Origin of the sequence: Mesorhizobium sp. J8 (genome assembly GCF_016591715.1) — a bacterium.
Lineage (GTDB): Bacteria > Pseudomonadota > Alphaproteobacteria > Rhizobiales > Rhizobiaceae > Mesorhizobium.
Genome location: NZ_AP024109.1, coordinates 3,699,745 through 3,725,253 on the forward strand (window position 1 = coordinate 3,699,745; position 25,509 = coordinate 3,725,253).

The 25,509-nt window shown below is 63.5% G+C and carries 22 protein-coding genes; 11 read left to right on the top strand and 11 right to left on the bottom strand.

The window, feature by feature from the left end; all coding sequences use genetic code 11:
• Window positions 1–12 precede the first annotated feature (12 nt).
• The 6 genes from MJ8_RS17810 to MJ8_RS17835 all read left to right on the top strand — a co-directional run bounded on the left by MJ8_RS17810 (window position 13) and on the right by MJ8_RS17835 (window position 7,344).
• The gene (locus tag MJ8_RS17810) at window positions 13–615 is read left to right on the top strand and encodes an ATP-dependent Clp protease proteolytic subunit (RefSeq protein ID WP_201410135.1); all 603 of its coding nucleotides are present in this window, start codon (window positions 13–15) and stop codon (window positions 613–615) included.
• A gap of 76 nt (window positions 616–691) precedes the next feature.
• Window positions 692–973: a hypothetical protein gene (locus MJ8_RS17815; protein ID WP_201410136.1), complete on the top strand. Its 282-nt coding sequence runs from the start codon at window positions 692–694 to the stop codon at window positions 971–973.
• A gap of 792 nt (window positions 974–1,765) precedes the next feature.
• Entirely contained in the window at window positions 1,766–4,687 is a 2,922-nt protein-coding gene (gene uvrA, locus MJ8_RS17820; protein WP_201410137.1) for an excinuclease ABC subunit UvrA, read from the top strand.
• A 106-nt stretch (window positions 4,688–4,793) separates the two neighbouring features.
• The gene (locus MJ8_RS17825) at window positions 4,794–5,252 is read left to right on the top strand and encodes a GNAT family N-acetyltransferase (protein WP_201410138.1); all 459 of its coding nucleotides are present in this window, start codon (window positions 4,794–4,796) and stop codon (window positions 5,250–5,252) included.
• Window positions 5,253–5,279: 27 nt separating this feature from the next.
• Window positions 5,280–6,086, top strand: a complete 807-nt coding sequence (locus tag MJ8_RS17830; protein WP_201410139.1) for a DUF72 domain-containing protein — start codon at window positions 5,280–5,282, stop codon at window positions 6,084–6,086.
• A gap of 112 nt (window positions 6,087–6,198) precedes the next feature.
• Window positions 6,199–7,344 carry a GGDEF domain-containing protein gene (locus MJ8_RS17835; RefSeq protein ID WP_201410140.1) on the top strand — a complete coding sequence of 382 codons (1,146 nt, stop codon included), beginning with the start codon at window positions 6,199–6,201 and terminating at the stop codon, window positions 7,342–7,344.
• Window positions 7,345–7,470: 126 nt separating this feature from the next.
• Here the strand turns inward: MJ8_RS17835 and MJ8_RS17840 are convergent, their stop codons facing one another.
• The 6 genes from MJ8_RS17840 to urtA form a co-directional block, all read right to left on the bottom strand.
• The gene (locus tag MJ8_RS17840) at window positions 7,471–7,647 is read right to left on the bottom strand and encodes a hypothetical protein (protein WP_201410141.1); all 177 of its coding nucleotides are present in this window, start codon (window positions 7,645–7,647) and stop codon (window positions 7,471–7,473) included.
• A 263-nt stretch (window positions 7,648–7,910) separates the two neighbouring features.
• Complete coding sequence (urtE, locus tag MJ8_RS17845; protein WP_201410142.1) at window positions 7,911–8,606, bottom strand: urea ABC transporter ATP-binding subunit UrtE; 696 nt, start codon at window positions 8,604–8,606, stop codon at window positions 7,911–7,913.
• 70 nt (window positions 8,607–8,676) lie between these two features.
• Window positions 8,677–9,423, bottom strand: coding sequence for an urea ABC transporter ATP-binding protein UrtD (gene urtD / locus MJ8_RS17850; RefSeq protein ID WP_201410143.1), 747 nt, complete (start codon window positions 9,421–9,423; stop codon window positions 8,677–8,679).
• A 6-nt stretch (window positions 9,424–9,429) separates the two neighbouring features.
• Complete coding sequence (urtC, locus tag MJ8_RS17855) at window positions 9,430–10,653, bottom strand: urea ABC transporter permease subunit UrtC (RefSeq protein ID WP_201410144.1); 1,224 nt, start codon at window positions 10,651–10,653, stop codon at window positions 9,430–9,432.
• Window positions 10,650–12,266: an urea ABC transporter permease subunit UrtB gene (gene urtB / locus MJ8_RS17860; RefSeq protein ID WP_201410145.1), complete on the bottom strand. Its 1,617-nt coding sequence runs from the start codon at window positions 12,264–12,266 to the stop codon at window positions 10,650–10,652. Before urtB ends, urtC begins: the two co-directional genes overlap by 4 nt.
• Before the next feature lie 199 nt (window positions 12,267–12,465).
• On the bottom strand, window positions 12,466–13,773 hold the full coding sequence (gene urtA, locus MJ8_RS17865; protein ID WP_201410146.1) for an urea ABC transporter substrate-binding protein: 1,308 nt from the start codon (window positions 13,771–13,773) through the stop codon (window positions 12,466–12,468).
• A 307-nt stretch (window positions 13,774–14,080) separates the two neighbouring features.
• Here urtA and MJ8_RS17870 point away from each other — a divergent pair, with 307 nt between their 5' ends.
• Window positions 14,081–14,470, top strand: a complete 390-nt coding sequence (locus tag MJ8_RS17870; RefSeq protein WP_201410147.1) for a hypothetical protein — start codon at window positions 14,081–14,083, stop codon at window positions 14,468–14,470.
• A 156-nt stretch (window positions 14,471–14,626) separates the two neighbouring features.
• Here the strand turns inward: MJ8_RS17870 and MJ8_RS17875 are convergent, their stop codons facing one another.
• The 3 genes from MJ8_RS17875 to MJ8_RS17885 all read right to left on the bottom strand — a co-directional run bounded on the left by MJ8_RS17875 (window position 14,627) and on the right by MJ8_RS17885 (window position 17,362).
• Window positions 14,627–16,198: a GMC family oxidoreductase gene (locus MJ8_RS17875; RefSeq protein WP_201410148.1), complete on the bottom strand. Its 1,572-nt coding sequence runs from the start codon at window positions 16,196–16,198 to the stop codon at window positions 14,627–14,629.
• Window positions 16,199–16,340: 142 nt separating this feature from the next.
• Window positions 16,341–16,889 (bottom strand): gluconate 2-dehydrogenase subunit 3 family protein, encoded by a 549-nt coding sequence (locus tag MJ8_RS17880; protein ID WP_201410149.1) that lies wholly within the window; start codon window positions 16,887–16,889, stop codon window positions 16,341–16,343.
• A gap of 77 nt (window positions 16,890–16,966) precedes the next feature.
• The gene (locus MJ8_RS17885) at window positions 16,967–17,362 is read right to left on the bottom strand and encodes a VOC family protein (protein ID WP_201410150.1); all 396 of its coding nucleotides are present in this window, start codon (window positions 17,360–17,362) and stop codon (window positions 16,967–16,969) included.
• A gap of 240 nt (window positions 17,363–17,602) precedes the next feature.
• Between MJ8_RS17885 and MJ8_RS17890 the strand changes: the two genes are divergently transcribed.
• The 4 genes from MJ8_RS17890 (at window position 17,603) to MJ8_RS17905 (ending at window position 21,910) form a co-directional block, all read left to right on the top strand.
• A complete protein-coding gene (locus MJ8_RS17890; RefSeq protein WP_201410151.1) occupies window positions 17,603–17,908 on the top strand; it encodes a ribbon-helix-helix domain-containing protein in 306 nt (101 codons plus the stop codon).
• 265 nt (window positions 17,909–18,173) lie between these two features.
• A complete protein-coding gene (locus MJ8_RS17895; RefSeq protein WP_225247955.1) occupies window positions 18,174–18,926 on the top strand; it encodes a gluconate 2-dehydrogenase subunit 3 family protein in 753 nt (250 codons plus the stop codon).
• A 3-nt stretch (window positions 18,927–18,929) separates the two neighbouring features.
• The gene (locus MJ8_RS17900; protein ID WP_201410152.1) at window positions 18,930–20,696 is read left to right on the top strand and encodes a GMC family oxidoreductase; all 1,767 of its coding nucleotides are present in this window, start codon (window positions 18,930–18,932) and stop codon (window positions 20,694–20,696) included.
• The gene (locus tag MJ8_RS17905; protein ID WP_201410153.1) at window positions 20,693–21,910 is read left to right on the top strand and encodes a c-type cytochrome; all 1,218 of its coding nucleotides are present in this window, start codon (window positions 20,693–20,695) and stop codon (window positions 21,908–21,910) included. The genes MJ8_RS17900 and MJ8_RS17905 overlap by 4 nt, the downstream gene beginning before the upstream one ends.
• A 3-nt stretch (window positions 21,911–21,913) precedes the next feature.
• On the opposite strand, the gene MJ8_RS17910 is transcribed toward MJ8_RS17905, so the two are convergent.
• Window positions 21,914–22,621 carry a DeoD-type purine-nucleoside phosphorylase gene (locus MJ8_RS17910; RefSeq protein ID WP_201410154.1) on the bottom strand — a complete coding sequence of 236 codons (708 nt, stop codon included), beginning with the start codon at window positions 22,619–22,621 and terminating at the stop codon, window positions 21,914–21,916.
• 108 nt (window positions 22,622–22,729) lie between these two features.
• Window positions 22,730–25,315 (bottom strand): cell cycle histidine kinase CckA, encoded by a 2,586-nt coding sequence (cckA, locus tag MJ8_RS17915; protein WP_201410155.1) that lies wholly within the window; start codon window positions 25,313–25,315, stop codon window positions 22,730–22,732.
• Between the last annotated feature and the right edge of the window lie 194 nt (window positions 25,316–25,509).

A 25,509-nucleotide genomic window follows, 5' to 3' on the forward strand; every position in this document is an offset into this window, starting at 1 on the left:
GAGGAATCCGTCATGAGCATTGCCAACCTGGTGCCGATGGTCATCGAGCAATCGAGCCGCGGCGAACGTTCCTTCGATATCTTCTCGCGGTTGCTGCGCGAGCGGATCGTCTTCATCAACGGCGAGATCAACGACAACGTGTCGGCGCTGGTCTGCGCGCAGCTTCTGTCGCTGGAATCGGACCATCCCGACAAGGAAATATCGCTCTACATCAACTCGCCCGGCGGCATGGTGACCAGCGGCTTCGCCATCTACGACACGATGCAATACATCTCCTGCCCGGTCTCGACAGTCTGCATGGGCTTCGCCGCCTCGATGGGCTCCTTCCTGCTGATGGCAGGCTCCCCGGGGCGGCGCATCGCGCTGCCCAACACGAGGATCGTGCTGCATCAGCCGCTCGGCGGCTTCCAGGGCCAGGCCTCCGACATCCAGCGCCACGCCGAGGACATTCTGCGCACCAAGCAGCACATGACCGAGCTCTACGCCAAGCATTGCGGCCGGACCTACGAGGAGGTCGAGCGCACGCTCGACCGCGATTACTTCATGAGCGCCGCCGAAGCCAAGGACTGGGGCCTCGTCGACCACGTCTACGACACGCGCAAGAAAGCGGCCTGACGTCGCGGGGCAGGCGCGCGGCAATTTGATCGCCGCGCGTCTGGCATCTCTTCGGCCGCGTCCCTATAGTCCGCGCATGATCAGGTCCGCTCAGCCCAGACATTTGTGCGCTGCCCTCGCCGCGCTTGCCACCGTGCTGATACCCGGCGCCGCGCTGGCCGACGACAGCTCGCTGCAGAAACTGCCCGGAGTGAGCGGCGACTACCGCATCGCCAAGCCGGCGCCGCAGCCGGAACCCGATGACACCCAGCCGGCCGGCAGCGACGGCTCGTTCAAGATCGGCAACACCGATGTCAGGATCGGCGGCAGCATCACCATCGACATGGCGACGGGCGGCATGAAGTTGCCGAACCGCTGATTGGCCGGGTCGCAGGTCAAGCGTTCCGCAAAATGTAAGCCCCATCCCTGCTCTGCAGACGAATGGGGCTTCATGGATCTGAAATCCAATTTTAGCCGGGAGTGGACTGCCGGCGTTCTGTTTCGGATGCAACGCGGCGTTCGGCCGACGATCCGACTATGGTCTCTAATTGTAGGAATCGGCAAGTCACGGTTTGTCGGGCCGGCGTTTCAAGTCTGCCCTGGCACTTATGCCTGCCGTGGCTCCATCTCCGCGTGGAGCCTCAAGGGACTGTCCGGTGGCGTCATGCTCCGCTCCTGGGTCCATTGCGACAATGTCGTTCGAAGCGCAAATCGCTATCGCCTGCGGCGTCTCGCAGGCCGCCTGTTGGGCGGCGAGGCCATCGAAAGACGGCCGGCTTCGTTGACGATTTGAGACTGCTCCCGTGGGTCGCTGGCGTCAACACTTGAATAGCCGGTTACCGAAAAATGTGATCGCCGGGAGGTTACGTTTGGGTAAGCCGAGCTCAGTGGATCAACGAGGCGGGCATCGGCGGCACTTGTTTCCACGATGCTTCGAGCGATTGTTCCACAGCGCCTGACGCGATTGTTTCCACAAAGCTTTGTCAGGAGCGTGTTCGGCCTTTGTTCTTTCCGCTTGCCCGCTCGCGCGAAAGACGGTTAAACCCATGAACGGCTTCTTCCGTCGAGATTGTGGCGTCTCTCGACGCGGCGGCAAAACAACCTACATAAGGGATGGCCGGGACAACCCGCCCAATCCAAGCAAATTCCAGATCTGAGGCGGCGACCGGCGATGGCCGACCAAAAATATCTTTCCATTCGCGGGGCGCGCGAACACAATCTCAAGAACGTCGATCTCGACCTGCCGCGCGACAGCCTGATCGTCATGACCGGACTGTCGGGGTCTGGCAAGTCGTCGCTCGCCTTCGACACGATCTACGCCGAGGGCCAGCGCCGCTATGTCGAAAGCCTGTCGGCCTATGCCCGGCAGTTCCTGGAGATGATGCAGAAGCCGGACGTCGACCAGATCGACGGCCTGTCGCCCGCCATCTCGATCGAGCAGAAGACAACCTCGCGCAACCCGCGCTCGACGGTCGGCACCGTCACCGAGATCTACGACTATATGCGCCTGCTCTTCGCGCGCGTCGGCGTCCCCTATTCGCCGGCCACCGGCCTGCCGATCGAGAGCCAGACGGTTTCGCAGATGGTCGACCGCGTGCTGGCGCTGGAGGAAGGCACGCGCCTCTATCTGCTGGCGCCGATCGTGCGCGGCCGCAAGGGCGAGTACCGCAAGGAACTGCTGGAGCTGCAGAAGAAAGGGTTCCAGCGCGTCAAGGTCGACGGCACCTTCTACGAGATCGCCGACGTGCCGGCGCTGGACAAGAAGTACAAGCACGACATCGATGTGGTGGTCGATCGTATCGTCGTGCGCGGCGATCTGGCGACCAGGCTCGCGGATTCGATGGAGACGGCGCTGAAGCTTGCCGATGGCCTTGCGGTGGCCGAATTCGCCGACCGGCCGCTCGACGCCAGCCTGACCGGCGAGGACTCGGTCAACAAGTCGAAGAACGAGACGCATGAGCGCATCCTGTTCTCGGAAAAATTCGCCTGCCCGGTGTCCGGCTTCACCATTCCGGAGATCGAGCCCAGGCTGTTCTCCTTCAACAACCCGTTCGGCGCCTGCCCGACCTGCGATGGCCTCGGCAGCCAGCGCGCCATCGATCCCAACCTCGTGGTGCCGGACGAGAACGTCTCGCTGCGCGACGGCGCCATCAGCCCGTGGGCGAAGTCGACCTCGCCTTATTACGCGCAGACGCTGGAAGCGCTCGGCAAGGCCTATGGCTTCAAGCTCGGCGACAAGTTCAAGGACCTGAGCGCGGAGGCGCAGAAAGCCGTGCTGCATGGCACCGGCGAGCGCGAGATCACCTTCCAGTATGACGACGGCCTGCGCTCCTATAAGACCACCAAGACCTTCGAGGGCGTCATCCCCAATCTCGACCGGCGCTGGAAAGAAACGGAATCGGCCTGGATGCGCGAGGAGATCGAGCGTTTCATGTCGGCCACCCCTTGCCCCGCCTGCAACGGCTATCGGCTGAAGCCGGAAGCGCTGGCCGTGAAGATCGCCGGCAAGCACATCGGCGAGGTCACTGAGCTGTCGATCCGCAAGGCTGACCAGTGGTTTACCGACCTGCCGGCGCAGCTCAACGAGAAGCAGAACGAGATCGCGGTGCGCGTGCTCAAGGAGATCCGCGAGCGGCTGCGCTTCTTGAACGACGTCGGCCTCGATTATCTGACGCTGTCGCGCAACTCCGGCACGCTGTCGGGCGGCGAGAGCCAGCGCATCCGGCTCGCCTCGCAGATCGGTTCGGGCCTCACCGGCGTGCTCTATGTGCTGGACGAGCCGTCGATCGGCCTGCACCAGCGCGACAATGCACGCCTGCTCGATACGCTCAAGCACCTGCGCGACATCGGCAACACCGTGATTGTCGTCGAGCATGACGAGGATGCCATCCTGCATGCCGACTACGTCGTCGACATCGGCCCCGCCGCCGGCATCCATGGCGGCCGCATCATCGCGCAGGGCACGCCGCAGCAGATCATGGCGACACCGGCCTCGATCACCGGCAAATATCTGTCCGGCGAGCTCGAAGTGGCGACGCCGGAAGTGCGCCGCGAGGCTAAGAAGAACCGGCGCATCAAGGTGGTCGGCGCGCGCGGCAACAATCTGAAGAACGTGACGGCGGAGATCCCGCTCGGCACTTTCACCTGCGTCACCGGTGTCTCCGGCGGCGGCAAGTCGACCTTCCTGATCGAGACGCTGTTCAAGGCGGCCTCACGCCGCATCATGGGCTCGCGCGAGCATCCGGCCGAGCACGACCGCATCGAAGGGCTGGAATTCCTCGATAAGGTCATCGACATCGACCAGTCGCCGATCGGCCGCACGCCGCGCTCCAACCCAGCGACTTATACCGGCGCCTTCACCCCGATCCGCGACTGGTTCGCGGGGCTCCCCGAAGCCAAGGCGCGCGGCTACCAGCCGGGCCGCTTCTCCTTCAACGTCAAGGGCGGCCGCTGCGAGGCGTGCCAAGGCGACGGCGTGATCAAGATCGAGATGCACTTCCTGCCCGACGTCTACGTTACCTGCGACGTCTGCCACGGCAAGCGCTACAACCGCGAGACGCTGGATGTGCTGTTCAAGGGCAAGTCGATCGCCGACGTCCTCGACATGACGGTCGAGGAAGGCGTCGAGTTCTTCTCGGCGGTGCCGGGCGTGCGCGACAAGCTGGAGACGCTGAAGCAGGTCGGCCTCGGCTATATCCATATCGGCCAGCAGGCGACGACGTTGTCGGGCGGCGAGGCGCAGCGGATAAAACTCGCCAAGGAACTGTCGCGCAAGGCGACCGGCAAGACGCTCTATATCCTCGACGAGCCGACCACGGGCCTGCATTTCCACGACGTCGCCAAGCTGCTCGAAGTGCTGCATGAACTGGTCGACCAGGGCAATACGGTGGTGGTGATCGAGCACAATCTCGAAGTGATCAAGACCGCCGATTGGGTGCTCGATCTCGGCCCGGAAGGAGGCGACGGCGGCGGCGAGCTGGTGGCGTCCGGCACGCCGGAAGCTATCGTGCGCGAGAAACGCAGCTACACCGGCCAGTTCCTGAAGGAGCTTCTGGAGCGCCGCCCCGGAGGCAAACGCGAAGCGGCGGAGTGATGGCAAGCAACGGCCTGATCTCTGTCGAAAGCCGCTTCGGCGCCGTCGCGGCTATGGCTGCCGGGATGCAGAAGGTCGTCGCGGCCGCTGCCGGAGTGGACCAATCATGAGAGCGGCCCGCCCCGGCGATCTCGCCGCGGTCATCGCGCTGACTGCGGATGCTTATGCGCCGTACACGCCCATCTTTGGTGGGCCGCCGATCCCGGTCACCGAGGACTATGCGCCGCGCATCGAGCGCGGCGAAGTCTGGCTGCTGGAAGAAAGCTCAGAACTCGCCGGATTGATCGTTCTCGAACGCCACCCAGACCACGCCATGATCTTCAGCGTCGCCGTCGCCCCGGCTTTCCAGGGCAAAAAGCTCGGGATCAGATTGCTGACCTTCGCCGACGAGCAGGCGCGGGCATGGGGCGTGCCGGAGGTGCGGCTCTACACCAATTCGCGCATGGAGCGGAACATCGCGCTCTATTCCGCTTACGGCTATCGGGAAACGGGTCGCCGCGCCAATCCATACCGACCAGGATGGACCCTGGTCGACATGGCAAAGCCCGTCGACCGAGCGGCCTGATCGCATTTCGAACGGAGGAGGAAGACGATGACTGCCCAAGGAAAAATCCGCTCCGGCATGGGCGGCTGGACCTTCGAGCCCTGGGATACCGCCTTCTATCCGGAGAAGCTCGCCAAGGCCAAGCAACTGCACTATGCGAGCCGCCAGGTGCCGAGCATCGAGGTCAACGGCACCTATTATTCCAGCTTCAAGGAACCGACCTTTGTGAAGTGGGCCAAAGACACGCCTGAGGGTTTCGTCTTCTCGCTCAAGGGCAATCGCTTCGTCACCAACCGCCGCGTGCTCGGCGAAGCCGGCGAATCGATGATGCGCTTCCTCGGCTCCGGCGTTGCCGCGCTCGGCGACAAGCTCGGGCCGATCCTGTGGCAATTCGCGCCGACCAAGAAATTCGATGCCGACGATTTCGAAGCGTTCCTGAAGCTTCTGCCCGAAAAGCAGGACGGCGTGCCTTTGCGCCACGCGCTGGAAGTGCGCCATGACAGCTTCATCGTACCGGAATTCCCGGCGCTCGCCCGCAAATACAACGCCGCGATCGTCTATGCCGACCACGCGAAATATCCTGCGATCGCCGACGTCACCGGCGATTTCGTCTACGCACGCCTGCAGACCGGCAGCGACGACAATCCCGACTGCTACACGCCGAAAGGCCTCGACGAATGGGCGAAGCGCGTAAAGACCTGGGCGGAAGGCAAGCAGCCCGCCGACTTGCCGCGCGCCGATCCCAAGACCGATGCGCCGGTCAAGCCGCGCGACGTGTTCGCCTACTTCATCACCGAGGGTAAGGTGCGCGCGCCGTTCGGCGCCATGGCGCTGATGAAGCGGGTGGCGAACTGATAAGGGCAAATCCGGCAATCTTCGCGGCGATCGTAACGTAATCGATACTTCCTTGCTGCACTAATGGACCTACGTCAGGTTGCAGAAGCCCGGCGCCGGCAAGGACGCGTGCATGCTGCTCGACTACAATTCATTGCTTCTGGCCGTCGGCTTCTCCGCCGCTTGCCTCAGCCTTACCTTGTTCGGAACCTGGATGGCCGCACGTTCCGACAAGTTCCTTTTGACCTGGGCGGTCAGCGTGCTGGTCGTGGTGGTCGAGGTCTTTGCCTATGACGCCTATATCGCAAGGCCCGGAACGGCGCTCGGTGTGCTGACGCTGGCACTGCTCTTGCTCGGCTTCTCGGTCATGCTGGGTGCTGCCCATCAATTCAGGACAAGACGCTCGCCCTTGCCGCTGATCGCGCTCGGCGCCGGAATTTCCTATGCTCTCGCGCTGCCGCCCATGGCGCTCGGCTATGACGGCCTGGGCTTCATGCTGGAAAACGCCTTGGCCGCGCTGCTCTTGTTCGGAACCGCCTATGAATATTGGCGGGGCCGCGCCGAGGCGCCTGTCCATCTCATCGGCGTGGCATTGCTCTATTCGCTGACCGCGGCCTCCTTCGTGCTGTGCGCGGCCGTGCTGGCATGGGACGGCAGGCTCATCCTCGGGCACGCGCCGAGCAACTGGGCGGAGGATCTAAGCCTCGTCATCGTCATCGCCTCCATGACCGGCATCGGCGCATTGTCCCTGGCGCTCAACCAGGGGCGGCACGCCCGCCATCATCAGCGCGAGGCGCAGACCGACGCCTTGACCGGTCTGCTCAACCGCCGCGCTTTGTTCGATTTGCACGGCAAGACGCCCATCGGCGCTTTTACGGCGGTGGTGGTTTTCGATCTCGACGGCTTCAAGGCCATCAACGACCAGTTCGGCCATGCCGCCGGCGACGGGGTGCTCAAGGTCTTTGCCGAGGTGCTCTCCGCCGACCTGCGCCCGAACGACTCCGTCGCCCGCATGGGTGGCGAGGAATTCGCCATGGTGCTGAGGCGCACCTTGCCCGAGACAGCCGAGGCGACGGCCGAACGTGTCAGAGCCGCGTTCGCCGCGCGTACCGTCGAGACGGAGACTGGGCCGTTGCGCTGCACGGTCAGCGCCGGCTTCGCCTTCGGCAGCACGGATGGCATGAGCTTCGACAAGGTCCTCAGCGCCGCCGACAAGGCGCTCTATGCCGCCAAGCGCGGCGGCCGCAACCGCGTGCTCGACTTCCGCCGTGCCGGTTGAAGCTTAGAGCATGTCTCCCGAAAGTGGGAACCGGTTTCGGGATAAAGACATGCGCAAAATCAAAAACCTGAAGCGCATGGAGCGAACCTGAAAGATCGCGACGCGCTTTAGGCTAAGGTATCGCCCTCAGTGATGGGCGATCACTTCGTTGAAGGCGTCGAGATCGACGTAGAAGACCTTGGTCATTTCTCCCAGCAGATCATCCTCGTCGAAACCCTGCGACATCAGGATGTTGATCGCCGTCATGATATCGGCGCGGTCAGTGAGCCGCCGCTTCTGATAGTCCTCGACAAAACGTTCCATCGCCGTCCCCTGGCATGAATTTTTTGGACGCGTTGACCGGCAATCACTGCGGGGAAAGCTAGGCAGGCTTGCTTGCGTGGAACTTGCGGGCGGTGACCGCGCGCCTTCCCCTCATTCGAGACTGATACGGAAGCGGCCGACTCACCAAGGCCAAGAAAAGACTAGCATGCAGCCCTTGTTCCGCCAGGGTTGGGACAGGGTTGCATGGAAGAAATATTGGACCTGCTGTCGTTTCGCGGTTCAGGCGAAGTCGAGCGGCCGCTTTAGACTGTCAGGAACTTCCGCACATCCGCTCTATCAAGGTCTTCGGCCGGCCCGGTATGCACGATCTGGCCGCGATCCATGATGTTGACCTCGTCGGCAAGCTCGCGGCAGAAGTCGAGATATTGCTCGACCAGCAGCACGGCGATTCCCGCTTGGTCGCGCAGATAGCGGATGGCGCGGCCGATATCCTTGATGATCGAGGGCTGGATGCCTTCGGTCGGCTCGTCGAGCACCAGGAGCTTCGGCCGCATCACCAGCGCGCGGCCGATGGCGAGCTGCTGCTGTTGGCCGCCGGAAAGGTCTCCGCCTCGCCGCGACAGCATCTGTTTCAGCACCGGGAACAGCTCGAAGACATAGGCCGGAATGGTGCGGTCGGCACGCCTGAGCGGCGCGAAGCCGGATTCCAGGTTCTCGCGCACCGTGAGCAGCGGAAAGACTTCCCTGCCCTGCGGCACGAATGCGATGCCCGACCGGGCGCGATCATACGCCGCGCTCCGGTCGAGCGCCTTCCCCTCGAAGGCAACGCTTCCGCTCGTCAGCCGGTGATGGCCGACGATCGATCTCATCAAACTGGTTTTGCCGACGCCGTTGCGGCCGAGCACGCAAGTGATCTTGCCGGCGCCCGCCTTCAGCGAAACGCCGCGCAGCGCCTGGGCGGCGCCGTAATGCAGCGTGGCATTGGAGACTTCGAGCATGGTCAGCCCCTTCTCCAGCGCTTCAGGAAAGCGAAATCGAAACGATGGAACGGAACCCGCCAGATCATGCTCAGCGCCCCAGATAGACTTCGACGACGCGCTCGTCGGCCGAAACGAAATCGAGCGAGCCTTCCGACAGGACGGAACCCTCATGCAGGCAGGTGACCTTGACGCCGAGCTCGCGCACGAAATGCATGTCGTGCTCGACGACGACCACCGAATGGTCGCGGGCGATGTCCTTGAGCAGGCGCGCGGTCTCCTCGGTTTCGGCATCGGTCATGCCGGCGACCGGCTCGTCGACGAGCAGGAGCTTCGGGTCCTGCGCCAAGAGCATGCCGATCTCCAGCCATTGCTTCTGGCCGTGGCTGAGATTGGCGGCGAGCTCGTCGCGCTTGTCGCCGAGACGGATGATGCCGAGAATGTCGTCGATGCGCCGCGTCTCGGCCGCCGAGCGGCGATGGAACAGCGCCGGAAAGATCGAACGCGGCCCCTTCAGCGCCAGCATCAGATTGTCCTCGACGCTGTGGCTTTCGAAGACGGTCGGCTTCTGGAACTTGCGGCCGATGCCCATCATGGCGATTTCGGCCTCGTCGTGGCGGGTGAGATCGACCTGGCCGTCGAAGAACACCTCGCCCTCGTCCGGCCGCGTCTTGCCGGTGACGATGTCCATCATCGTCGTCTTGCCGGCGCCGTTCGGGCCGATGATGGCGCGCATCTCGCCCCTATCGAGCACCAGCGACAGATTGTTGATGGCGCGAAAACCGTCGAAGGAGACCGAGACGCCGTCGAGATAGAGAATCGTGTTCGACTTGCTCATGACCGCTCACTCCGCCGGCTGCGGTTCGGGGCTGGTGGCCGACCAGGCGCCCGGCGTCCGCGCCGCCGAGCGAACGATCTTCGGCTGTGGCATCTCTGGATCAGCGCCGGCTTCGGCGGCAAGCGAAGCCGCGCGCAGCGCCTTGGCCTGGCCGCGCCAGGCATCCCACATACCGACGATGCCTTTGGGCAAAAGCAGCGTGACGGCGACGAACAGCCCGCCGAGCGCGAACAGCCAGAATTCCGGCAGCACGCCGGTGAACCAGGATTTGCCGGCATTGACCAACAGCGCGCCGATGATCGGCCCGACGATGGTGCCGCGCCCGCCGACAGCGGTCCAGATCACAACCTCGATCGAGTTGGCCGGATCGAATTCGCCGGGATTGATGATGCCGACCTGCGGCACGTAGAGTGCGCCGGCGATGCCGGCCATGACGGCAGAGACGGTGAAGGCGAACAGCTTGACGTTCTCCGCCCGCCAACCGAGGAAGCGGGTGCGGCTCTCGGCATCGCGCACCGCCATCAGGAGCTTGCCGTATTTGGAGCGCACGATCGCCGCCGTGACGAAAACGGCCAGCGCCAGCGTGACGGCGCTCGCCGCGAACAGCGCCGAGCGCGTCGCGTCCGCCTGCACGGGGAAGCCGAGAATATCCTTGAAATCGGTCAGGCCGTTGTTGCCGCCGAAACCCATGTCGTTGCGGAAGAAGGCGAGCAGCAGCGCATAGGTCATCGCCTGGGTGATGATGGACAGATAGACGCCAGTGACGCGGCTGCGGAAGGCGAACCAGCCGAAGACGAAGGCGAGCAGGCCCGGCACGGCGAGCACCATCAGCGCCGCGAACCAGAAATGGTCGAAGCCGTACCAGAACCAGGGCAATTCCTTGTAGTTCAGAAACACCATGAAGTCGGGCAGGATCGGATTGCCGTAGACGCCGCGCGAGCCGATCTGGCGCATCAGATACATGCCCATCGCATAGCCGCCGAGCGCGAAGAAGGCGCCGTGGCCGAGCGAAAGAATGCCGCAATAGCCCCAGACCAGGTCGAGTGCGAGCGCCAGCAGCGCGTAGCACAGATATTTGCCGACCAGCGCCACGATGTACGGCGGGATATAGAAGGCGCTTTGTGGCGACACAGCGAGGTTGAGCAGCGGCACGATGATGGCTGCCGCAAGCAGCGCGACGATCGTAACGCCAATCCGGCGGTCGGCGGAAAGGAAGCGTTGCGTGATCATGCTTCCACCGCCCTGCCCTTCAGTGCGAACAAGCCGCGCGGGCGCTTCTGGATGAACAGGATGATCAGCACCAGCACGACGATCTTGCCCAGCACCGCGCCGGCATAGGGCTCGAGGAACTTGTTGACGATGCCGAGCGAGAAGGCGCCGACCAGCGTGCCCCACAGATTGCCGACACCGCCGAAGACCACGACCATGAAACTGTCGATGATGTAGCCGCGGCCGAGATTGGGCGACACGTTGTCGATCTGGCTGAGCGCCACGCCGGCGATGCCCGCGATGCCCGAGCCCAGCGCAAAGGTCAGCGCGTCGACCCATGGCGTCCTGATGCCCATGGACGCGGCCATGCGCCTATTTGCGGTCACGGCGCGCATCTGCAGGCCCCAGGGCGTGCGCTTCATGACGTAGAGCAGCACCGCGAACACGGCGAGCGCGAACACCAGGATCCACAGCCGGTTCCAGGTGATCGCCAGCTGGCCGATATCGAACGAGCCGGACATCCAGGATGGATTGCCGACCTCCTGGTTGGTCGGCCCGAAAATGGTGCGCACCGCTTGCTGCAGGATGAGCGAAACGCCCCACGTGGCCAAAAGCGTCTCCAGCGGGCGTCCATAGAGAAAGCGGATGATGCCGCGCTCGATGGCGAGACCGACCAGCGCCGCGACGAGGAAGGCGAGCGGCAGCGCGATCACCAGCGACCAGTCGAACAGGCCGGGAAACGAGGTGCGGATCGCCTGCTGGACGACGAAGGTGGTGTAGGCGCCAAGCATCACCATCTCGCCATGCGCCATGTTGATGACGCCCATGACGCCGAAGGTGATGGCAAGGCCGATCGCCGCAAGCAGCAGCACCGACCCCAGCGAGATGCCATACCAGATGTTCTGGCCGGCATCCCACAGGGCGAGCTTGGAGTTGATATGTCCAATCGCGGCGTTCGCAGCGTCCTTGACCGCGCCCTGGGCATTGGCATCGACCGAAGTCAGCAATGAAAGCGCGTCGCGGTCGCCGCGCGCGGCGATGACCGAGATGGCCGCAGTTTTGTCGGCTTCGGGCTTGTCGGAAACCACAACCGACGCCGCGCGCGCCTGTTCGAACAGGGTTTTGACGGCCGGTTCGGTCTCGGCCGCTATGGCGGCGTCGAGCGGCTCGATATTCGCGGCGTCGGGCGTCTTGAACATGGTCATCGCAGCGGCAAGGCGCACGCTCGCGTCCTTGGCCCGCAACGTCAGCGTGCCCAGCGCGTCGCGGATCGTGCGGCGGAGCCCATTGTTGACCTTGATCTTGGTGAGATCGGTCTTGGCGGCGTCGGCCGCCTTTTCGCCGCTCAGCGGATCGAGCAATTCGATGCCCTCTCCCGCCTCCTTGCCGACAAAAACCTGGGAGTCACTCTTGCGAATGTAGAGATTGCCGTCGGCCAGCGCCGAAAGCGGGCGCTCGACCGCCGGATCGCCACTCGCGGCCAGCTCGCGCACGACGGCCTCCGTGGCCGAGAAACCGGTGGCGGCCGCGAATTTGGCGAGCGTCGCGCGAAGGTCGGCCTCGGCCGCCTTCGACGGCAATAAGCTTGCCATCGTCAGCAGCAACACCAGACCAATTGCGCGCAGCAACAGCATTGTCGTCTTCAAGCCAGCTTTCTCAAGCAATTCCAGAAAATGTGTGAAGCGGTTTTCCGTCGGGAATTGCGCCAACTAGGTTTCGGGATCTTGCCCGGGCGGACCGAAATGGCCCGCCCGGGCAGCGGTCTAGGATCGTGGGGCCACTCCTCGATCCGTCAGACCTGGGAGGACTTGGGGACCTAAGTCCGGGCCGGGATCAGTTGGTGCCCTTGCCGCCGCATTTGCCGGTCTTGACGTTGAAGTTGCCGCAGCTCAGCGGCGCCCGCCAATCGGAGATGAGGTCCTTGGAGTCCGGCAGGTAGTCAGACCACTCGTCGCCCATGACGAGGCCGGGCGTTTGCGAGACGGTCTCGAACTGGCCGTCGGCCTGGATCTCGCCGATCAGCACCGGCTTGGTGATGTGGTGGTTGGGCATCATCGTCGAATAGCCGCCGGTCAGGTTCGGGACCGACACGCCGACCATGGCGTCGATGACCTTGTCCGGGTCGGTGGTGCCGGCCTTCTCGACCGCCTTCACCCACATGTTGAAGCCGATGTAATGGGCTTCCATCGGGTCGTTGGTGGTGCGCTTGTCGTTCTTGATGAACTTGTGCCAGTCCTCGATGAACTTCTTGTTCTCGGGCGTGTCGACGCTCTCGAAGTAGTTCCAGGCGGCAAGATGGCCGACGAGCGGGCCGGTATCGAGACCGGCCAGTTCCTCCTCGCCTACCGAGAAGGCCATCACCGGGATATCCTCGGCCTTGATGCCCTGGTTGCCCAGTTCCTTATAGAACGGCACGTTGGCGTCGCCGTTGACGGTCGAGACCACGGCCGTCTTCTTGCCGGCCGAGCCAAACTTCTTGATCGCCGAAACCTCGGTCTGCCAGTCGGAGAAGCCGAACGGCGTGTAGTTGACCATGATGTCCTCGGCCGGCACGCCTTTCGACTTGAGGTAGGCTTCGAGGATCTTGTTGGTGGTGCGCGGATAGACATAGTCGGTGCCTTCCAGCACCCAGCGCTTCACCGCGCCGCCATCGGCGCTCATCAGGTAATCGACGGCCGGAATGGCCTGCTGGTTCGGCGCTGCGCCGGTGTAGAAGACGTTGCGCTCGCTCTCCTCGCCTTCATATTGGACGGGATAGAACAGGATGTTGTCGAGCTCCGAGAACACCGGCAGCACCGATTTGCGCGACACCGAGGTCCAACAGCCGAACACGGCCGCGACCTTGTCCTTCGAGATCAGCTCGCGCGCCTTCTCCGCGAAGAGCGGCCAGTTGGATGCCGGATCGACGACCACGGCTTCCAGTTTCTTGCCGAGCAGTCCGCCCTTGGCGTTCTGCTCGTCGATCAGCATCAGCATGACGTCTTTCAGCGTCGTCTCCGAAATCGCCATGGTCCCCGACAGCGAATGGAGGATGCCGACCTTGATCGTGTCTTCCGCCTTGGCCGAAGCCGACGCCAGCAGGCCGGCCGCGACGACTCCCGCCGACAGAATCTTTGTTATTTTCGCGAAGTTACCCCTCATATGACACGCTCCCAAGCTTGGTTGTTTGCACCGCAATATGAGCGGTGCAAGCGACGTGCCAGACGAGAACGCCCCCGCCAAAATTTCAGGATAAGGAAGCGATTACAGTCAGTTATCCGATAGCCGGAAAAGTTTTCGCATCTGCCGCGATCTGGCGATCTGAGAAAAGTTTACGCAATGCTGCCTAGATTCTGTCCAAATGGCAAAAATGCTCAAACTTTCATCATGACGCTGAAACCAGCCCAACTGGCCCTGTTGCAGGCCCATGGCGAAATGGGGCAAGGTCGCCCTGCAAACGAGCGACGTCATGGCCCTGCGAACGATCCTGACTTTCCTGCTTCTGATATCCGCCGCCGGCAGCGCCCGCGCCGATTTCGCCGAAGGCAAGCTGCCGGACGGCGTCTATCATTGCGAGGTCTACCTGCTCGGTCTGTTCCTCAATCTCGGCGAGATCACCATCAAGGGAAACCTCTACAGCGGCCCTGTGACCTTCGGCGCTCCGCCGCCGCCTTACAACTATCAGATGAACCCCAATGGCGAGATCACCTGGCTCGGTCCGCTCGGCGGCTACACCAGCGGCGGCAATTCGATCTCGATGACCCAGGCGACGCTGGACGACCCGAGCGGCCCCTCCTTCGACATCATCATGAAGCAGCAGGACGGCGCCTTCACGGCCTCGACCTGCACCCGAAGGTAGCCGCGCATAAAAAAGGCGCGGAACCCGTTCGGATTCCGCGCCAGCAGGCAGTCGGGAGGACAAACGCAATTCCAGGAAAAGTGTTCAGCGGTTTTCCGTCCGGAATTGCGACAAACAAAAATAGCTGAAGCGGGTCGGCGGTTACGCCGATCCGCTTCAGATAGTCTTGGCCGACATTTGCGCGGCGATGTAGTCGGCCTGGCGGATCGCCAGCGTCACGATGGTCAGCGTCGGGTTCTCCGCGGCGCCGGTGGTGAACTGGCTGCCGTCGGAAACGAACAGGTTCTTGATGTCGTGCGACTGGCCATGCTTGTTGACCACGCCGTCCTCCGGCTTCTCGCTCATCCGGTTGGTGCCGAGATTGTGGGTCGACGGATAAGGCGGCGTCGGGAAGGTCCTGGTCGCGCCGACCGCGGCATAGAGCGCCTGGCCTTGGCTGTAGGCATGGTTGCGCATGGCTTCGTCGTTCGGATGATCGTCGAAATGGACGTCGGCGATCGGCATGCCGTGCTCGTCCTTTTCGTCCTTGTGCAGCGTGATGCGGTTCTCCTCGCGCGGCATGTCCTCGCCGACGATCCACAGGCCCGCCATATGGTCGTAGTGGTCGAGCGCCGTGGTAAAGGAACGGCCCCAGCCGCCCGGGTTGAGGAAGGCCGCCATGAACGGCAGGCCAAGCGACAGCGTCTCCATCTCATAGCCGCCGACGAAGCCGCGCGAGGGATCGTGGCGCGCCTCGTCGCGGATGATGCCGGCCATGGTGGTGCCGCGATACATGTGAACCGGCTTGTCGAAGATGGCATAGACCGAGCCGGTGGTGTGGCGCATGTAGTTCTTGCCCACCTGTCCCGAGGAATTGGCAAGCCCATGCGGGAATTTGGACGACTCCGAGTTGAGCAGCAGGCGCGGGCTCTCGATCGAATTGCCGGCGACCGCGACGACGCGCGCCTTCTGCTCCTGCAGCTTGCCGTCCTTGTCGGCATAGACGACGCCGGTCACCTTGCCTGACGCGTCATGGTTGATCTTGATCGCCATCGAGTTCGGCCGCACCTCCAGATGCCCGGTCGCCTCGCCCTTCGGGATCTCGGTGTAGAGCGTCGACCATTTGGCGCCCCATTTGCAGCCCTGGAAGCAGAAGCCGGTCTGCTGGCAGGAGTTGCGGTCGTCGCGCTCCACCGAATTGATGGCCATATTGCCGGTGTGGCATTCCTTGTAGCCGAGCTTGTCGGCGCCGGCCTTGAGCACCTTGAAGTTGTTGTTGCCCGGCAGCCGCGGCCAGTTGTTGGTTCCGGTGACGCCCATCTTGGCTTCGGCCTTGGCGTAGTAGGGCTCCATCTCGGCCAGCGTCACCGGCCAGTCGAGAAGGTTCGCGCCCTTGACCTTGCCGTAGGTCGTGGCTGCCTTGAACTCATGCTCCTGGAAACGCAGCGAGGCGCCCGCCCAGTGCGTGGTCGAGCCGCCGACCGACTTGACGATCCAGGCCGGCAGGTTCGGGAAATCCTTGGCGACGCGCCAGTCGCCAGACGTGGTGCGCTTGTCCTTCCAGGCGAGCTGGGCAAAGGACTCCCACTCGTCGTTGATGAAGTCCTCATATTCGTGGCGGGCGCCCGCCTCGAGGATGACGACGTCGATGCCTTTCTGCGCGAGCTCGTTGCCGAGCGTGCCGCCGCCCGCGCCGGAGCCGATGATGACGACCACGCCGTCATTGTTGAGATCAAATTGTGCTGCCATGGTTTCCTCCCATGAAATCTGTCGAAAAGCGGTTCAGGAGCAATTCCAGGAAAAGTGCGTAGCGGTTTTCCGTGCGGAATTGCGTAAAACGAAGACTTAGAGTGGCTCGGCAAAACGCCGAACCGCTCTGGGACAGAGCGGCTCAGAGCCACTCGATGTCGTTGAAGCCGCGCGCGATGTAGCCGCCCTTGGAGTAGGACTCGCCCTCGTAACCGAAGATGGGCCACACCTCCTTCTGGTTGTAGAGGCTGACGACAAGCCCGCCGCGCACCGCCTGGAAGAACGGCGTCTTCTCGATGCCGGTGAGCAGCGCCACCCGCTGCTCCTCCCAGCCGAGCCCGCGATAGCCGCCCTTGCCCGCCTTCTTGTCGAGCTCGGCGATACCCTTCTCGATCAACTCCTTGTGGGCCGGGTCCTTGGCGGCCGTCTCGTCATGGCCCTTGACGGCAATGGCGTAATATTTGTCCGGCACCTGGTCGTGCGGGTAGATGTCACGCGCCACCTGGATCAGCGTCGCCATCGTCTCCGGTTTCAGCGCCGAGGTTTCGAGCCCCCAGGCGTGCTCGGGGCTGATGACGGCGCTGCCGGAGATGATGAGCAGCGCGCCCGCGCCGCCGCGCTTCAGAAGCTCGCGCCGCGATAGCCCGGCTTTCGTCTCGTGGCCCGCTCTCTTCTCGTAGACTGTAACCATGATTTCCTCCCTGCTTGCTGTTCGCACCCTGGAAGAGTGCCGTTGCTGGCGCCGCGCCTCTCCGCGGCGAATGTCCCCTATTGGAAGCGCCCTCCCCGCTGCAGGACCTCGATCTTGTAGCCGTCGGGATCCTCGATGAAGAAGAAGCGGGCGATCAGCGCCCCGTCGCGGTTGAACTCGACGATCTTCTTCGGGTTGAGACCGAGCGCGCCGATCCGATCGTGCTCGCTGTCGAGATCGGCTACCGAGACGGCGAGATGACCGTAGCCGTCGCCAAGCGCGTAGGGCTCGGTACGTCCTTTGTTGACGGTCAGTTCCACCTCGAAAGGCGAACTCTCATTGCTGAGATAGATCAGCGTGAAGGTCTCGAAATCGAGCCGCTGCGCGACCTTAAGGCCAAAGGCCTTGTTGTAGAAATCGACGGACCGCGCCTCGTCGAGCACCCTGATCATGGAATGGATCGTCTTCGCCAAATCGGACTCCGTGAACTCTTCATGCTTTTCGAAGCCGATTATGCGCGCCGGCGAAAAATGGTGGTGGCAGCCAATTACCACGCATGCGGCCTGAAAATGGGTAGTCTCGCCCGCGTGTAAGGACGAAAGTCTGATTGCCGTCGACGGCTATCGGATCGAAAATGACGGACGCAGGCAGTGTTCCAAAAGGCGCCAGCCGACCCGACAGGCGCCCAAGACAAACAACAACGGGAGGTACCGATGTGCAGAGTCTTCGCCGGGCAGGACCCGGAAGGCTACCGGCAGATCAACAGGTCGATCCGCATCGACGGCCATTCGACCAGCATTCAGCTCGAGGCGACGTTCTGGGCTCTGCTCGACGAGATCGCCGACAGTCAGGGACTGACGACCCCGAAATTCATCTCGAAGCTCTATGACGAGGCGATCGAGATCAACGGCCAGATCCCGAACTTCGCTTCCATGCTGCGCACGACCTGCGCGCTTTATCTTCGCGGCCACCGTCCCAGCGTCGAGGACCAGGCCGCATTGAAGCGGGAGGCTGCCTAACCGGCAGCGCGGTAATTGGCCCTGGACAGGTCAGGCGGCGGAGCGATCCGCGCGCCGACAGGTTATTGCATCCATCTAAAATACAGGCACAACGGACAACGGTGGCAGGCCTAACCAACGATCGACGATGCGCTTGACGGACAGTCTATCTTTCCGCAGGCTGGCAACAAATCGAGCTATGCGGCTTGAGCTTTGCAGTTTCCGTCATCTTTAACTTGGGCGTGATTTCCCGAGGCAGGCACCTTTATTTTTCGAGGCACCTAATATGAGCCATCGCTATCCTATCAGGATGAATCGGCGTCTTTTCCTCTCCTCTGTCGCCATGCTGACGATCACAGCTCCGGCCGTGAGCTTCGCGCGAACGATCTCGGGCTCCCTGCCCTGGGAGCCGATGGCTTCGGATCCGCCGGCGCGGGTCGTCCCCGGAGGATGGCAGTTCTTCACGCCGCAGGAAGCGGCTCTGGTCGAGGCCATCGTCGACAGGCTGGTCCCCCACGACGACCTCAGCATCGGTGGCAAGGAAGCCGGGTGCGCCGTCTACATCGACCGGCAACTGGTGGGCGCATTCGGGACATCGAGCCGGCTCTACACGCAAGGGCCGTTCAAGCCGGCATTGCCGACACAGGGCTATCAGGGCGAAGCCAACCCGGCACAGCGCTACCGCACCGGACTGGCGGCCATGGATGCCTTCCTGAAACAGCGCGACGGCAAGACATTCGTCGAACTCAAGCCGGATGAACAGGACGCTTTCCTCACCGAGATGGAAGCGGGCAAGGTCGATCTGCCCAACGGAGTCAAGGCCGCCGGATTCTTCGGGCTTTTGCTGCAGAACACGATGGAGGGCTTCTTCGCCGACCCGATCTATGGCGGCAACAAGGACATGGCGTCGTGGCGCATGCTCGGCTTCCCGGGCGCCCGCTACGACTACCGGGACCACGTCGCCAAGCACAATCAGCCTTATCCGCTGCCGCCGGTGTCGATCGCCGGGCGTCCGGAATGGCTCGGCAAGGGAGCTTGAGCCATGACCAGGATATTGCCCCGCAAGGACGTCGTCATCGTCGGTCTCGGTTGGACCGGAGCCATTCTCGCCAATGAACTGACCGACCAGGGCCTCGACGTGCTCGCCATCGAGCGCGGTCCCTGGCGGGATACCGCGACCGATTTCAACATCGGCTATGCGCAGGACGAGCTGCGCTATTCGGTCCGCCGCGATCTTTTCCTGCAGCCGGTCGTCGAGACCATGACGATGCGCAACGACCCATCGCAGACGGCGCTCCCGATGCGCGATTTCGGCTCGTTCCTGCCCGGCAACGGGGTGGGCGGCGCCGGCGTGCACTGGAACGGTCACACGTGGCGCTTCTGGGATTCCGACTTCAAGACCAAGAGCAATCTAACGAGCCGTTACGGCGCGGCGCGCATTGCCGAGCTCCAGGTCGAGGACTGGGGCGTCACCGGCGCCGACATGGAGCCCTATTACGACCAGTTCGAATATCTGGCGGGAATCTCCGGCAAGGCCGGCAACATCAAGGGACAACTGCAGGAAGGCGGCAATCCGTTCGAGGACCCCAGAGCACGCGACTATCCGAACCCGCCTATGCAGATGACCTACGCGCCTACGCTCTTTGCCGAAGCCGGCCGGTCGATGGGATTGCATCCGTTCCCGACGCCGTCGGCGAACATGTCGCGCGCCTATACCAATCCGCTCGGCATCACGCTTGGCCAATGCACGTTCTGCGGCTTCTGCGAGCGCTTCGGTTGCGCCAACTATTCCAAGTCGAGCGCCCAGACGACCGTCCTGCCGGTGCTGATGAAGAAGTCCAATTTCGAGGTCCGCACGGACAGCGAGGTGCTGCATGTCGACCTCGCCGCCGGCGGCAAGTCCGCGCGCGGGGTTACCTATATCGACTCATCTGGCGAGGAATATTTTCAGCCGGCCGACCTGGTGCTTTTATGCGCCTACGGCCTGCACAATGTGCGGCTGATGATGCTGTCCGGTATCGGCAAGATCTACGATCCCAACACCGGCGAGGGAACGGTCGGACGCAACTACTGCTACCAGACCAACGCCGGCGTGCAGGTGTTCTTCGACGACAAGAACTTCAATCCGTTTATCGCCGCCGGCGCGCTCGGCCAGACGATCGACGATTTTAATGGCGATGCCTTCGATCATGGCGGCCTCGATTTCGTGGGTGGCGCGGGCATCAACTGCATCCCGACCAATGGCCGCCCGATCGGCACGCGCCCGACGCTTCCCGGCACTCCGAAATGGGGCAGCGCCTGGAAGAAGGCCACCGTGGAGGGCTACAAGAGCACCCTTTCCTTCTCCTCGCAGGGAAGCAGCTATGCCACGCGGACCAACTATCTCGACCTCGATCCGACCTACAAGGATCGTTTCGGCCGCCCGTTGATGCGCATGACCTTCGACTTCCCCGACAACGACGTCCGCATGTCGAACTATCTCTGCGACCGGATGGAGGAGATCGCCAAGAAGCTCGGCGGCAAGCAATACGCCGTCGGCCGGCGCAAGAAAGGCTGGGACAGCGTGCCGTACCAGAGCACGCACAACACCGGCGGCGCGATCATGGGGACGGACCCCAAACGAAGCGCCGTCAATGTCTTCCTGCAAAGCTGGGACGTGCCGAACGTCTTCGTCATCGGCGCTTCGGCCTTCCCGCAGAACGCGGGCAAGAATCCGACGGGAACCGTGGGCGCGCTCGCTTTCCGCGCCGCCGATGCCATCCGCAACCAATATCTGCGCAATCCGGGCGCACCGTTGGTGCAGGCATGAGGACGCTGGCCATCACCCTTGCCGCGGGTCTCGCCACCCTGTGCTGGACCTCCGCCATCGCCGCCGACCAGGCGGACCAGATCATTCGCGGCCAATATCAGGCCGTGCTCGGCGATTGCGCCGGCTGTCATACCAGGCCAGGCGGCAAGCCTTTGGCCGGCGGCCTGCCGCTCGAAACGCCGTTCGGCGCCTTGGTCCCGCCAAACATCACGCCCGACAGCGAGACGGGCATCGGCAACTGGAGCGAGGCCGATTTCCGCAACATGATGAAGACCGGCATCGGCCACAATGGCGTGCGGCTTTATCCGGCGATGCCCTACCCGGCCTACACCAGGATGACCGAACAGGACATTTCCGACCTTTGGGCCTATCTCACCACGGTCGAACCGGTCTCGAACAAGGTCGAGGCCAACCAGTTGCCGTTCCCGCTCAACATCCGCCTGTCGATGTGGGGCTGGAACCTGCTCAACTTCAGCGAGACGGCTTTCACGCCGGATCCGTCCAAGCCGGCGGAATGGAACCGCGGCGCCTATATCGTCCAGGGGCCAGGCCATTGCGGCACCTGCCACACGCCGAAATCGTTCCTCGGCGCGGACAAGGACAGCGTCTTCTTGGAGGGTGCTTCGCTGCAGGGCTGGTTCGCGCCCGACATCACCAACAATGCGCAATCCGGTCTTGGGAAATGGTCCGAGGACGATGTGATCCAGTACCTCAAGACCGGCGTCAACGCCCATTCGATCGCGTCGGGCCCGATGGCCGAGGCCGTAGAGAACTCGACCTCCAAGATGACCGATGCGGATCTGAAAGCCGTCGCCGTCTATCTGAAGAGCCTGGGTTCGGATACCGGCAACGCGCAACCGGCAAAACCCGACCAGGCAAGGATGGTGACCGGCGAGGCCATCTACCGGGACAATTGCTCGGCCTGCCATGGCGGCGACGGCGCGGGCGCAGGCGCCCTCTTCCCTGCGCTGAGCAACAACTCCATCATTGCCCAGAGCAATGCGGAAACGCTGGCCCGGTTGGTCCTGGCGGGAAGCCAGGCCGTGCATACGCGGCATGCGCGGACCACTCCGGCGATGCCATCCCTGGCCTGGCGGTTGAGCGATCAGGAAGTCGCCGATGTCCTGACCTATGTGCGCAACAGCTGGGGCAATGCCGCTCCGGCGGTTTCGTCCGGCGACGTCGCCGCCGTTCGCAAGGAGTTGACGCAGTAACGCTCAGCTCTCGGCCGCGACTTCGAGCGCCAGCTGGGTCATGTCGGCGAAGAGGGCCTGGCGCTCCGAATAGTCGGTCAGCTCGCCGGTGGCGACATGATCGACCACGGTGAGCAGCGACAGCGCCCGCGCGCCGAACTGCGCCGCGATCCGATAGAGCGCGCTGGTCTCCATATCGACCGCCAGCGCTCCGAGCGCCCTCGGCTCGTCGAACCGCGCGCGGCCGTCGGGATGGTGGAAGACGTCGCTGCAGATCGTCAGTCCGGCGCTGCAGGCAATTCCGAGGTCGGCTGCGCGTCGCAGCGCCAGCGCATGCAGCGCCGGGTCCGGTCCCGCCGGCTGGTACAGCCCGAACACCTGCCCGCTGTTGGCGCCCTCGGCCCGTACCTGGCTGGAGATGACGACGCCACGCAGAGGCACCTCTTCCGACAAGGCGCCGCATGTGCCGGTGCGTATCAGCGTTTTGACACCGTAATAGTCCATAAGCTCAAAGGCATAGATCAGGAAAGACGATACCCCTATCCCGGTCGCCTGGATGCTGACCCGCTTGCCGCGGAACAGGCCGGTGAAGCCCAGCGCGCCCCTTCGGCGGTTCACGCAGCGCGAGGCCTCGAGAAAGGTTTCCGCCATCCATTGGGCGCGCTCGGGATCGCCCGGCAACAGCACGGTTTCGGCGTAGTCTCCCCGGTCCGCCTCGATATGCGGCGTCACGTGCTACCACCCCCATGATAGACCCATCCGGAGACCATCATGACAGGGTGGCCGCAATACGCAAGCGCTGGCTTACTTAAAGCAATTGCGACAAAGCGCTGAAACGCCCTATGATTCCAGCACGTCCTTGACGATCGTCGCCAGCTGCTTGAGCGAGAACGGTTTCGGCAGGAAGCCGAAATGCGCGTCGGCCGGCAGGTTCTTGGCGAAGGCGTCCTCGGCATAGCCTGAAACGAATACGAACTTGATGTCCGGCTGACGTTTGCGCAGCTCGCCGAGCAATGTCGGCCCGTCCATCTCCGGCATCACCACGTCGGACACGACAATATCGACCTTGCCGCCGAGCGCCTCGAACACTTCCAGCGCCTCGACGCCGGACGACGCCTCATGCACGGTATAGCCGCGCGAGGTCAGCGCCCGCACGCCGCCCATGCGCACGGCATCCTCATCCTCGACCAGAAGCACGGTGGCCGAGCCGGAGAGATCCTTGGCGCTGTCGGCCGGCTTCGCCGGCGCCACCGCCGCGGCCACCGGCGCCTCGGCAGGCTCGGGCTGTTTCTTCAACTCGGCGATGTGGCGCGGCAGGAAGATGCGGAACACCGTGCCCTTGCCGACTTCGGAATCGCAGAAGATGAAGCCGCCGGTCTGCTTGATGATGCCATAGACCATCGACAGGCCGAGGCCCGTGCCCTTGCCCACTTCCTTGGTCGTGAAGAACGGCTCGAAGATCTTCTTCAAGACGTCCGGCGCGATGCCGCTGCCGGTGTCCTCGACATCGACGAGCACATAATCGGCCGGCGTCAATTCGCGATAGGCGAAGGATTTGCATTCTTCCGTCGCGACGTTGCGGGTACGCACGGTGAGATCGCCGCCGCCCGGCATGGCGTCGCGCGCATTGACGGCCAGGTTGACCACCACCTGCTCGAACTGGCCGATATCGACCTTGACCGGCCACAGGTCGCGGCCATGGTCGATCTTGAGCTTGATGTCGTTGCCGACCAGGCGGGCAAGCAGCATCCGGAGATCGGCCAGGACATCGGTCAGGTTGAGCACTTCCGGCCGCAGCGTCTGCTTGCGCGAGAAGGCCAGCAATTGCCGCACGAGCGAAGCCGCCCGGTTGGCATTCTGCTTGATGTTCATGATGTCGGGGAAGGACGGGTCCGACGGCCGGTGGTTGGTCAAGAGAAGGTCGGACGCCATGATGATGGCGGTCAGCACGTTGTTGAAGTCGTGCGCGATACCGCCGGCAAGCTGGCCGACCGCCTGCATCTTCTGGCTCTGCGCCATCTGGCCCTCGAGCGCCTTCTGCTCGGTGGTCTCGACCGCATAGACGATTGCCGATTCCTCGGCGCCTTCGCCACCTGCGCTGTCGGCGACGGCATTGACGTAGAAGCGGATATGGCGCTCCTCATTGCCCGGCAGCACGGAGTCGATCGGCTCGATATTGGCCTGCCGCTGCCTGGCCTTTTCGAAGGCGGCGGCAAAGGCCGGCCGGTCGCGTTCGTGGACGATCGTCTCGAAGCGCACCCGCCGGTCGACGGCGTCGCGGTCGACCACGGATGAAAACAGCTGCAGGAACGGCGCGTTGGTGCGCAGGATGCGTCCGTTCGCGTCGACGCCGGCAATGGCCATCGGCGTCGAGTTGAAGAAGCGCGTGAAGCGAACCTCCGACGCCCGGAGCTCGGCCGAGGCGTCCTCGCCCTGGGTGCGGTTGAGCACGATCGTTCGCGTGGGACCGTTCACGCCCTCGCGGCTTGCCGAAACCCGGTGCATGAAGCGCACCGGCAGCGCCTGGCCGCTCATGGTGGTGAGATCGAGGTCGATGACGGCGTTGCGCGTGGTGCCGGGATCGGCCTTGACCGAGCGGACCAGCGCCATGCCGTCGCCAGCGATGATTTCGGGCAGCGTGATGGCGCCCGGCGTGAAGGAGGCAAGGTCGATGCCCAGCCACTCGGCAAGCGTGGCGTTGATATAGGTGACCCGGCCTTCCTGGTCGGCAGAGAAGAACCCGGCCGGCGCGTGGTCGAGATGGTCGATGGCCTTTTGCAGGTCGAGGAAGAAGCGTTCCTGCTCCGCCCGTTCCTGCGAGATATCGGCGAGTTGCCAGGCCAGCATCGGCAGCCTTTGCCCGGGCATGCTGAAGGCGCGGGCGCGCGCCCGATACCAGCGCGCGCCGGGCTCGGCGCCCGGCTTGATCGACTGCGCCAGCCGGAACTCGCCGTCGCCTGCCTGGCCGTCGCGCAGGCCCGACGCCAGCCGGTAGATCGTCATCGAGGCCTCGGGGACGTCCGACAACAGCCCCTCGACGGTCTTGAGGTCGGCGGCCGAGGCGGCACCCGTCATGTCGGCATAGGCGCGGTTGGCATAGACGACGCGACCCTTGGTGTCGGTGACCAGCAGCCCCTGCGACATCGAGTCGACAAAGGCTTTCGACAGTTCGTCGCCGGTCGACCGCGGCGCGATCTGCACGAAGCCGATCGCGGTCGCGAACAGGAAGCCGACGCCGATCATGGCGAGCACGCCGAGCATGCCGAGCAGGAATGGATCGCCGAGCCGCTCGCGGAAAAGCCCGAAGACGATCGCGGCGCCGGTCAGGACGACGATGAAGACGATGAGCCTGGTGACGGCGCCCGGACGCGTGTTCTGGTCGACGATCGGTACCGGATAGAAATCGCCGCGCGCTTCCTTGGCCATGTTCCCCCTGCTCGTGATTCCGGTGTCCGATGGGCGCGGACGGTCGGTTGAATCACATTCTCCTGTAACGGAAAAGGCCCCGGCGGCAAATGTCCGATAAAATCAACGATTCATGTTTCAAACTGTTCACGATCGGTGATGTGAACTTGCGGCCGGCCGTCGCCGCGGTCTAGTGTCGCCTCACTCGAAAAGGC

What these genes read in the sequence shown, in the direction of transcription:
- MJ8_RS17810 (WP_201410135.1), top strand. Translation starts at nt 13, where the DNA reads ATGAGCATTGCCAACCTGGTGCCGATGGTCATCGAGCAATCGAGCCGC.
- MJ8_RS17815 (WP_201410136.1), top strand. Translation starts at nt 692, where the DNA reads ATGATCAGGTCCGCTCAGCCCAGACATTTGTGCGCTGCCCTCGCCGCG.
- uvrA (WP_201410137.1), top strand. Translation starts at nt 1,766, where the DNA reads ATGGCCGACCAAAAATATCTTTCCATTCGCGGGGCGCGCGAACACAAT.
- MJ8_RS17825 (WP_201410138.1), top strand. Translation starts at nt 4,794, where the DNA reads ATGAGAGCGGCCCGCCCCGGCGATCTCGCCGCGGTCATCGCGCTGACT.
- MJ8_RS17830 (WP_201410139.1), top strand. Translation starts at nt 5,280, where the DNA reads ATGACTGCCCAAGGAAAAATCCGCTCCGGCATGGGCGGCTGGACCTTC.
- MJ8_RS17835 (WP_201410140.1), top strand. Translation starts at nt 6,199, where the DNA reads ATGCTGCTCGACTACAATTCATTGCTTCTGGCCGTCGGCTTCTCCGCC.
- MJ8_RS17840 (WP_201410141.1), bottom strand. Translation starts at nt 7,647, where the DNA reads ATGGAACGTTTTGTCGAGGACTATCAGAAGCGGCGGCTCACTGACCGC.
- urtE (WP_201410142.1), bottom strand. Translation starts at nt 8,606, where the DNA reads ATGCTCGAAGTCTCCAATGCCACGCTGCATTACGGCGCCGCCCAGGCG.
- urtD (WP_201410143.1), bottom strand. Translation starts at nt 9,423, where the DNA reads ATGAGCAAGTCGAACACGATTCTCTATCTCGACGGCGTCTCGGTCTCC.
- urtC (WP_201410144.1), bottom strand. Translation starts at nt 10,653, where the DNA reads ATGATCACGCAACGCTTCCTTTCCGCCGACCGCCGGATTGGCGTTACG.
- urtB (WP_201410145.1), bottom strand. Translation starts at nt 12,266, where the DNA reads ATGCTGTTGCTGCGCGCAATTGGTCTGGTGTTGCTGCTGACGATGGCA.
- urtA (WP_201410146.1), bottom strand. Translation starts at nt 13,773, where the DNA reads ATGAGGGGTAACTTCGCGAAAATAACAAAGATTCTGTCGGCGGGAGTC.
- MJ8_RS17870 (WP_201410147.1), top strand. Translation starts at nt 14,081, where the DNA reads ATGGCCCTGCGAACGATCCTGACTTTCCTGCTTCTGATATCCGCCGCC.
- MJ8_RS17875 (WP_201410148.1), bottom strand. Translation starts at nt 16,198, where the DNA reads ATGGCAGCACAATTTGATCTCAACAATGACGGCGTGGTCGTCATCATC.
- MJ8_RS17880 (WP_201410149.1), bottom strand. Translation starts at nt 16,889, where the DNA reads ATGGTTACAGTCTACGAGAAGAGAGCGGGCCACGAGACGAAAGCCGGG.
- MJ8_RS17890 (WP_201410151.1), top strand. Translation starts at nt 17,603, where the DNA reads ATGTGCAGAGTCTTCGCCGGGCAGGACCCGGAAGGCTACCGGCAGATC.
- MJ8_RS17895 (WP_225247955.1), top strand. Translation starts at nt 18,174, where the DNA reads ATGAGCCATCGCTATCCTATCAGGATGAATCGGCGTCTTTTCCTCTCC.
- MJ8_RS17900 (WP_201410152.1), top strand. Translation starts at nt 18,930, where the DNA reads ATGACCAGGATATTGCCCCGCAAGGACGTCGTCATCGTCGGTCTCGGT.
- MJ8_RS17905 (WP_201410153.1), top strand. Translation starts at nt 20,693, where the DNA reads ATGAGGACGCTGGCCATCACCCTTGCCGCGGGTCTCGCCACCCTGTGC.
- cckA (WP_201410155.1), bottom strand. Translation starts at nt 25,315, where the DNA reads ATGGCCAAGGAAGCGCGCGGCGATTTCTATCCGGTACCGATCGTCGAC.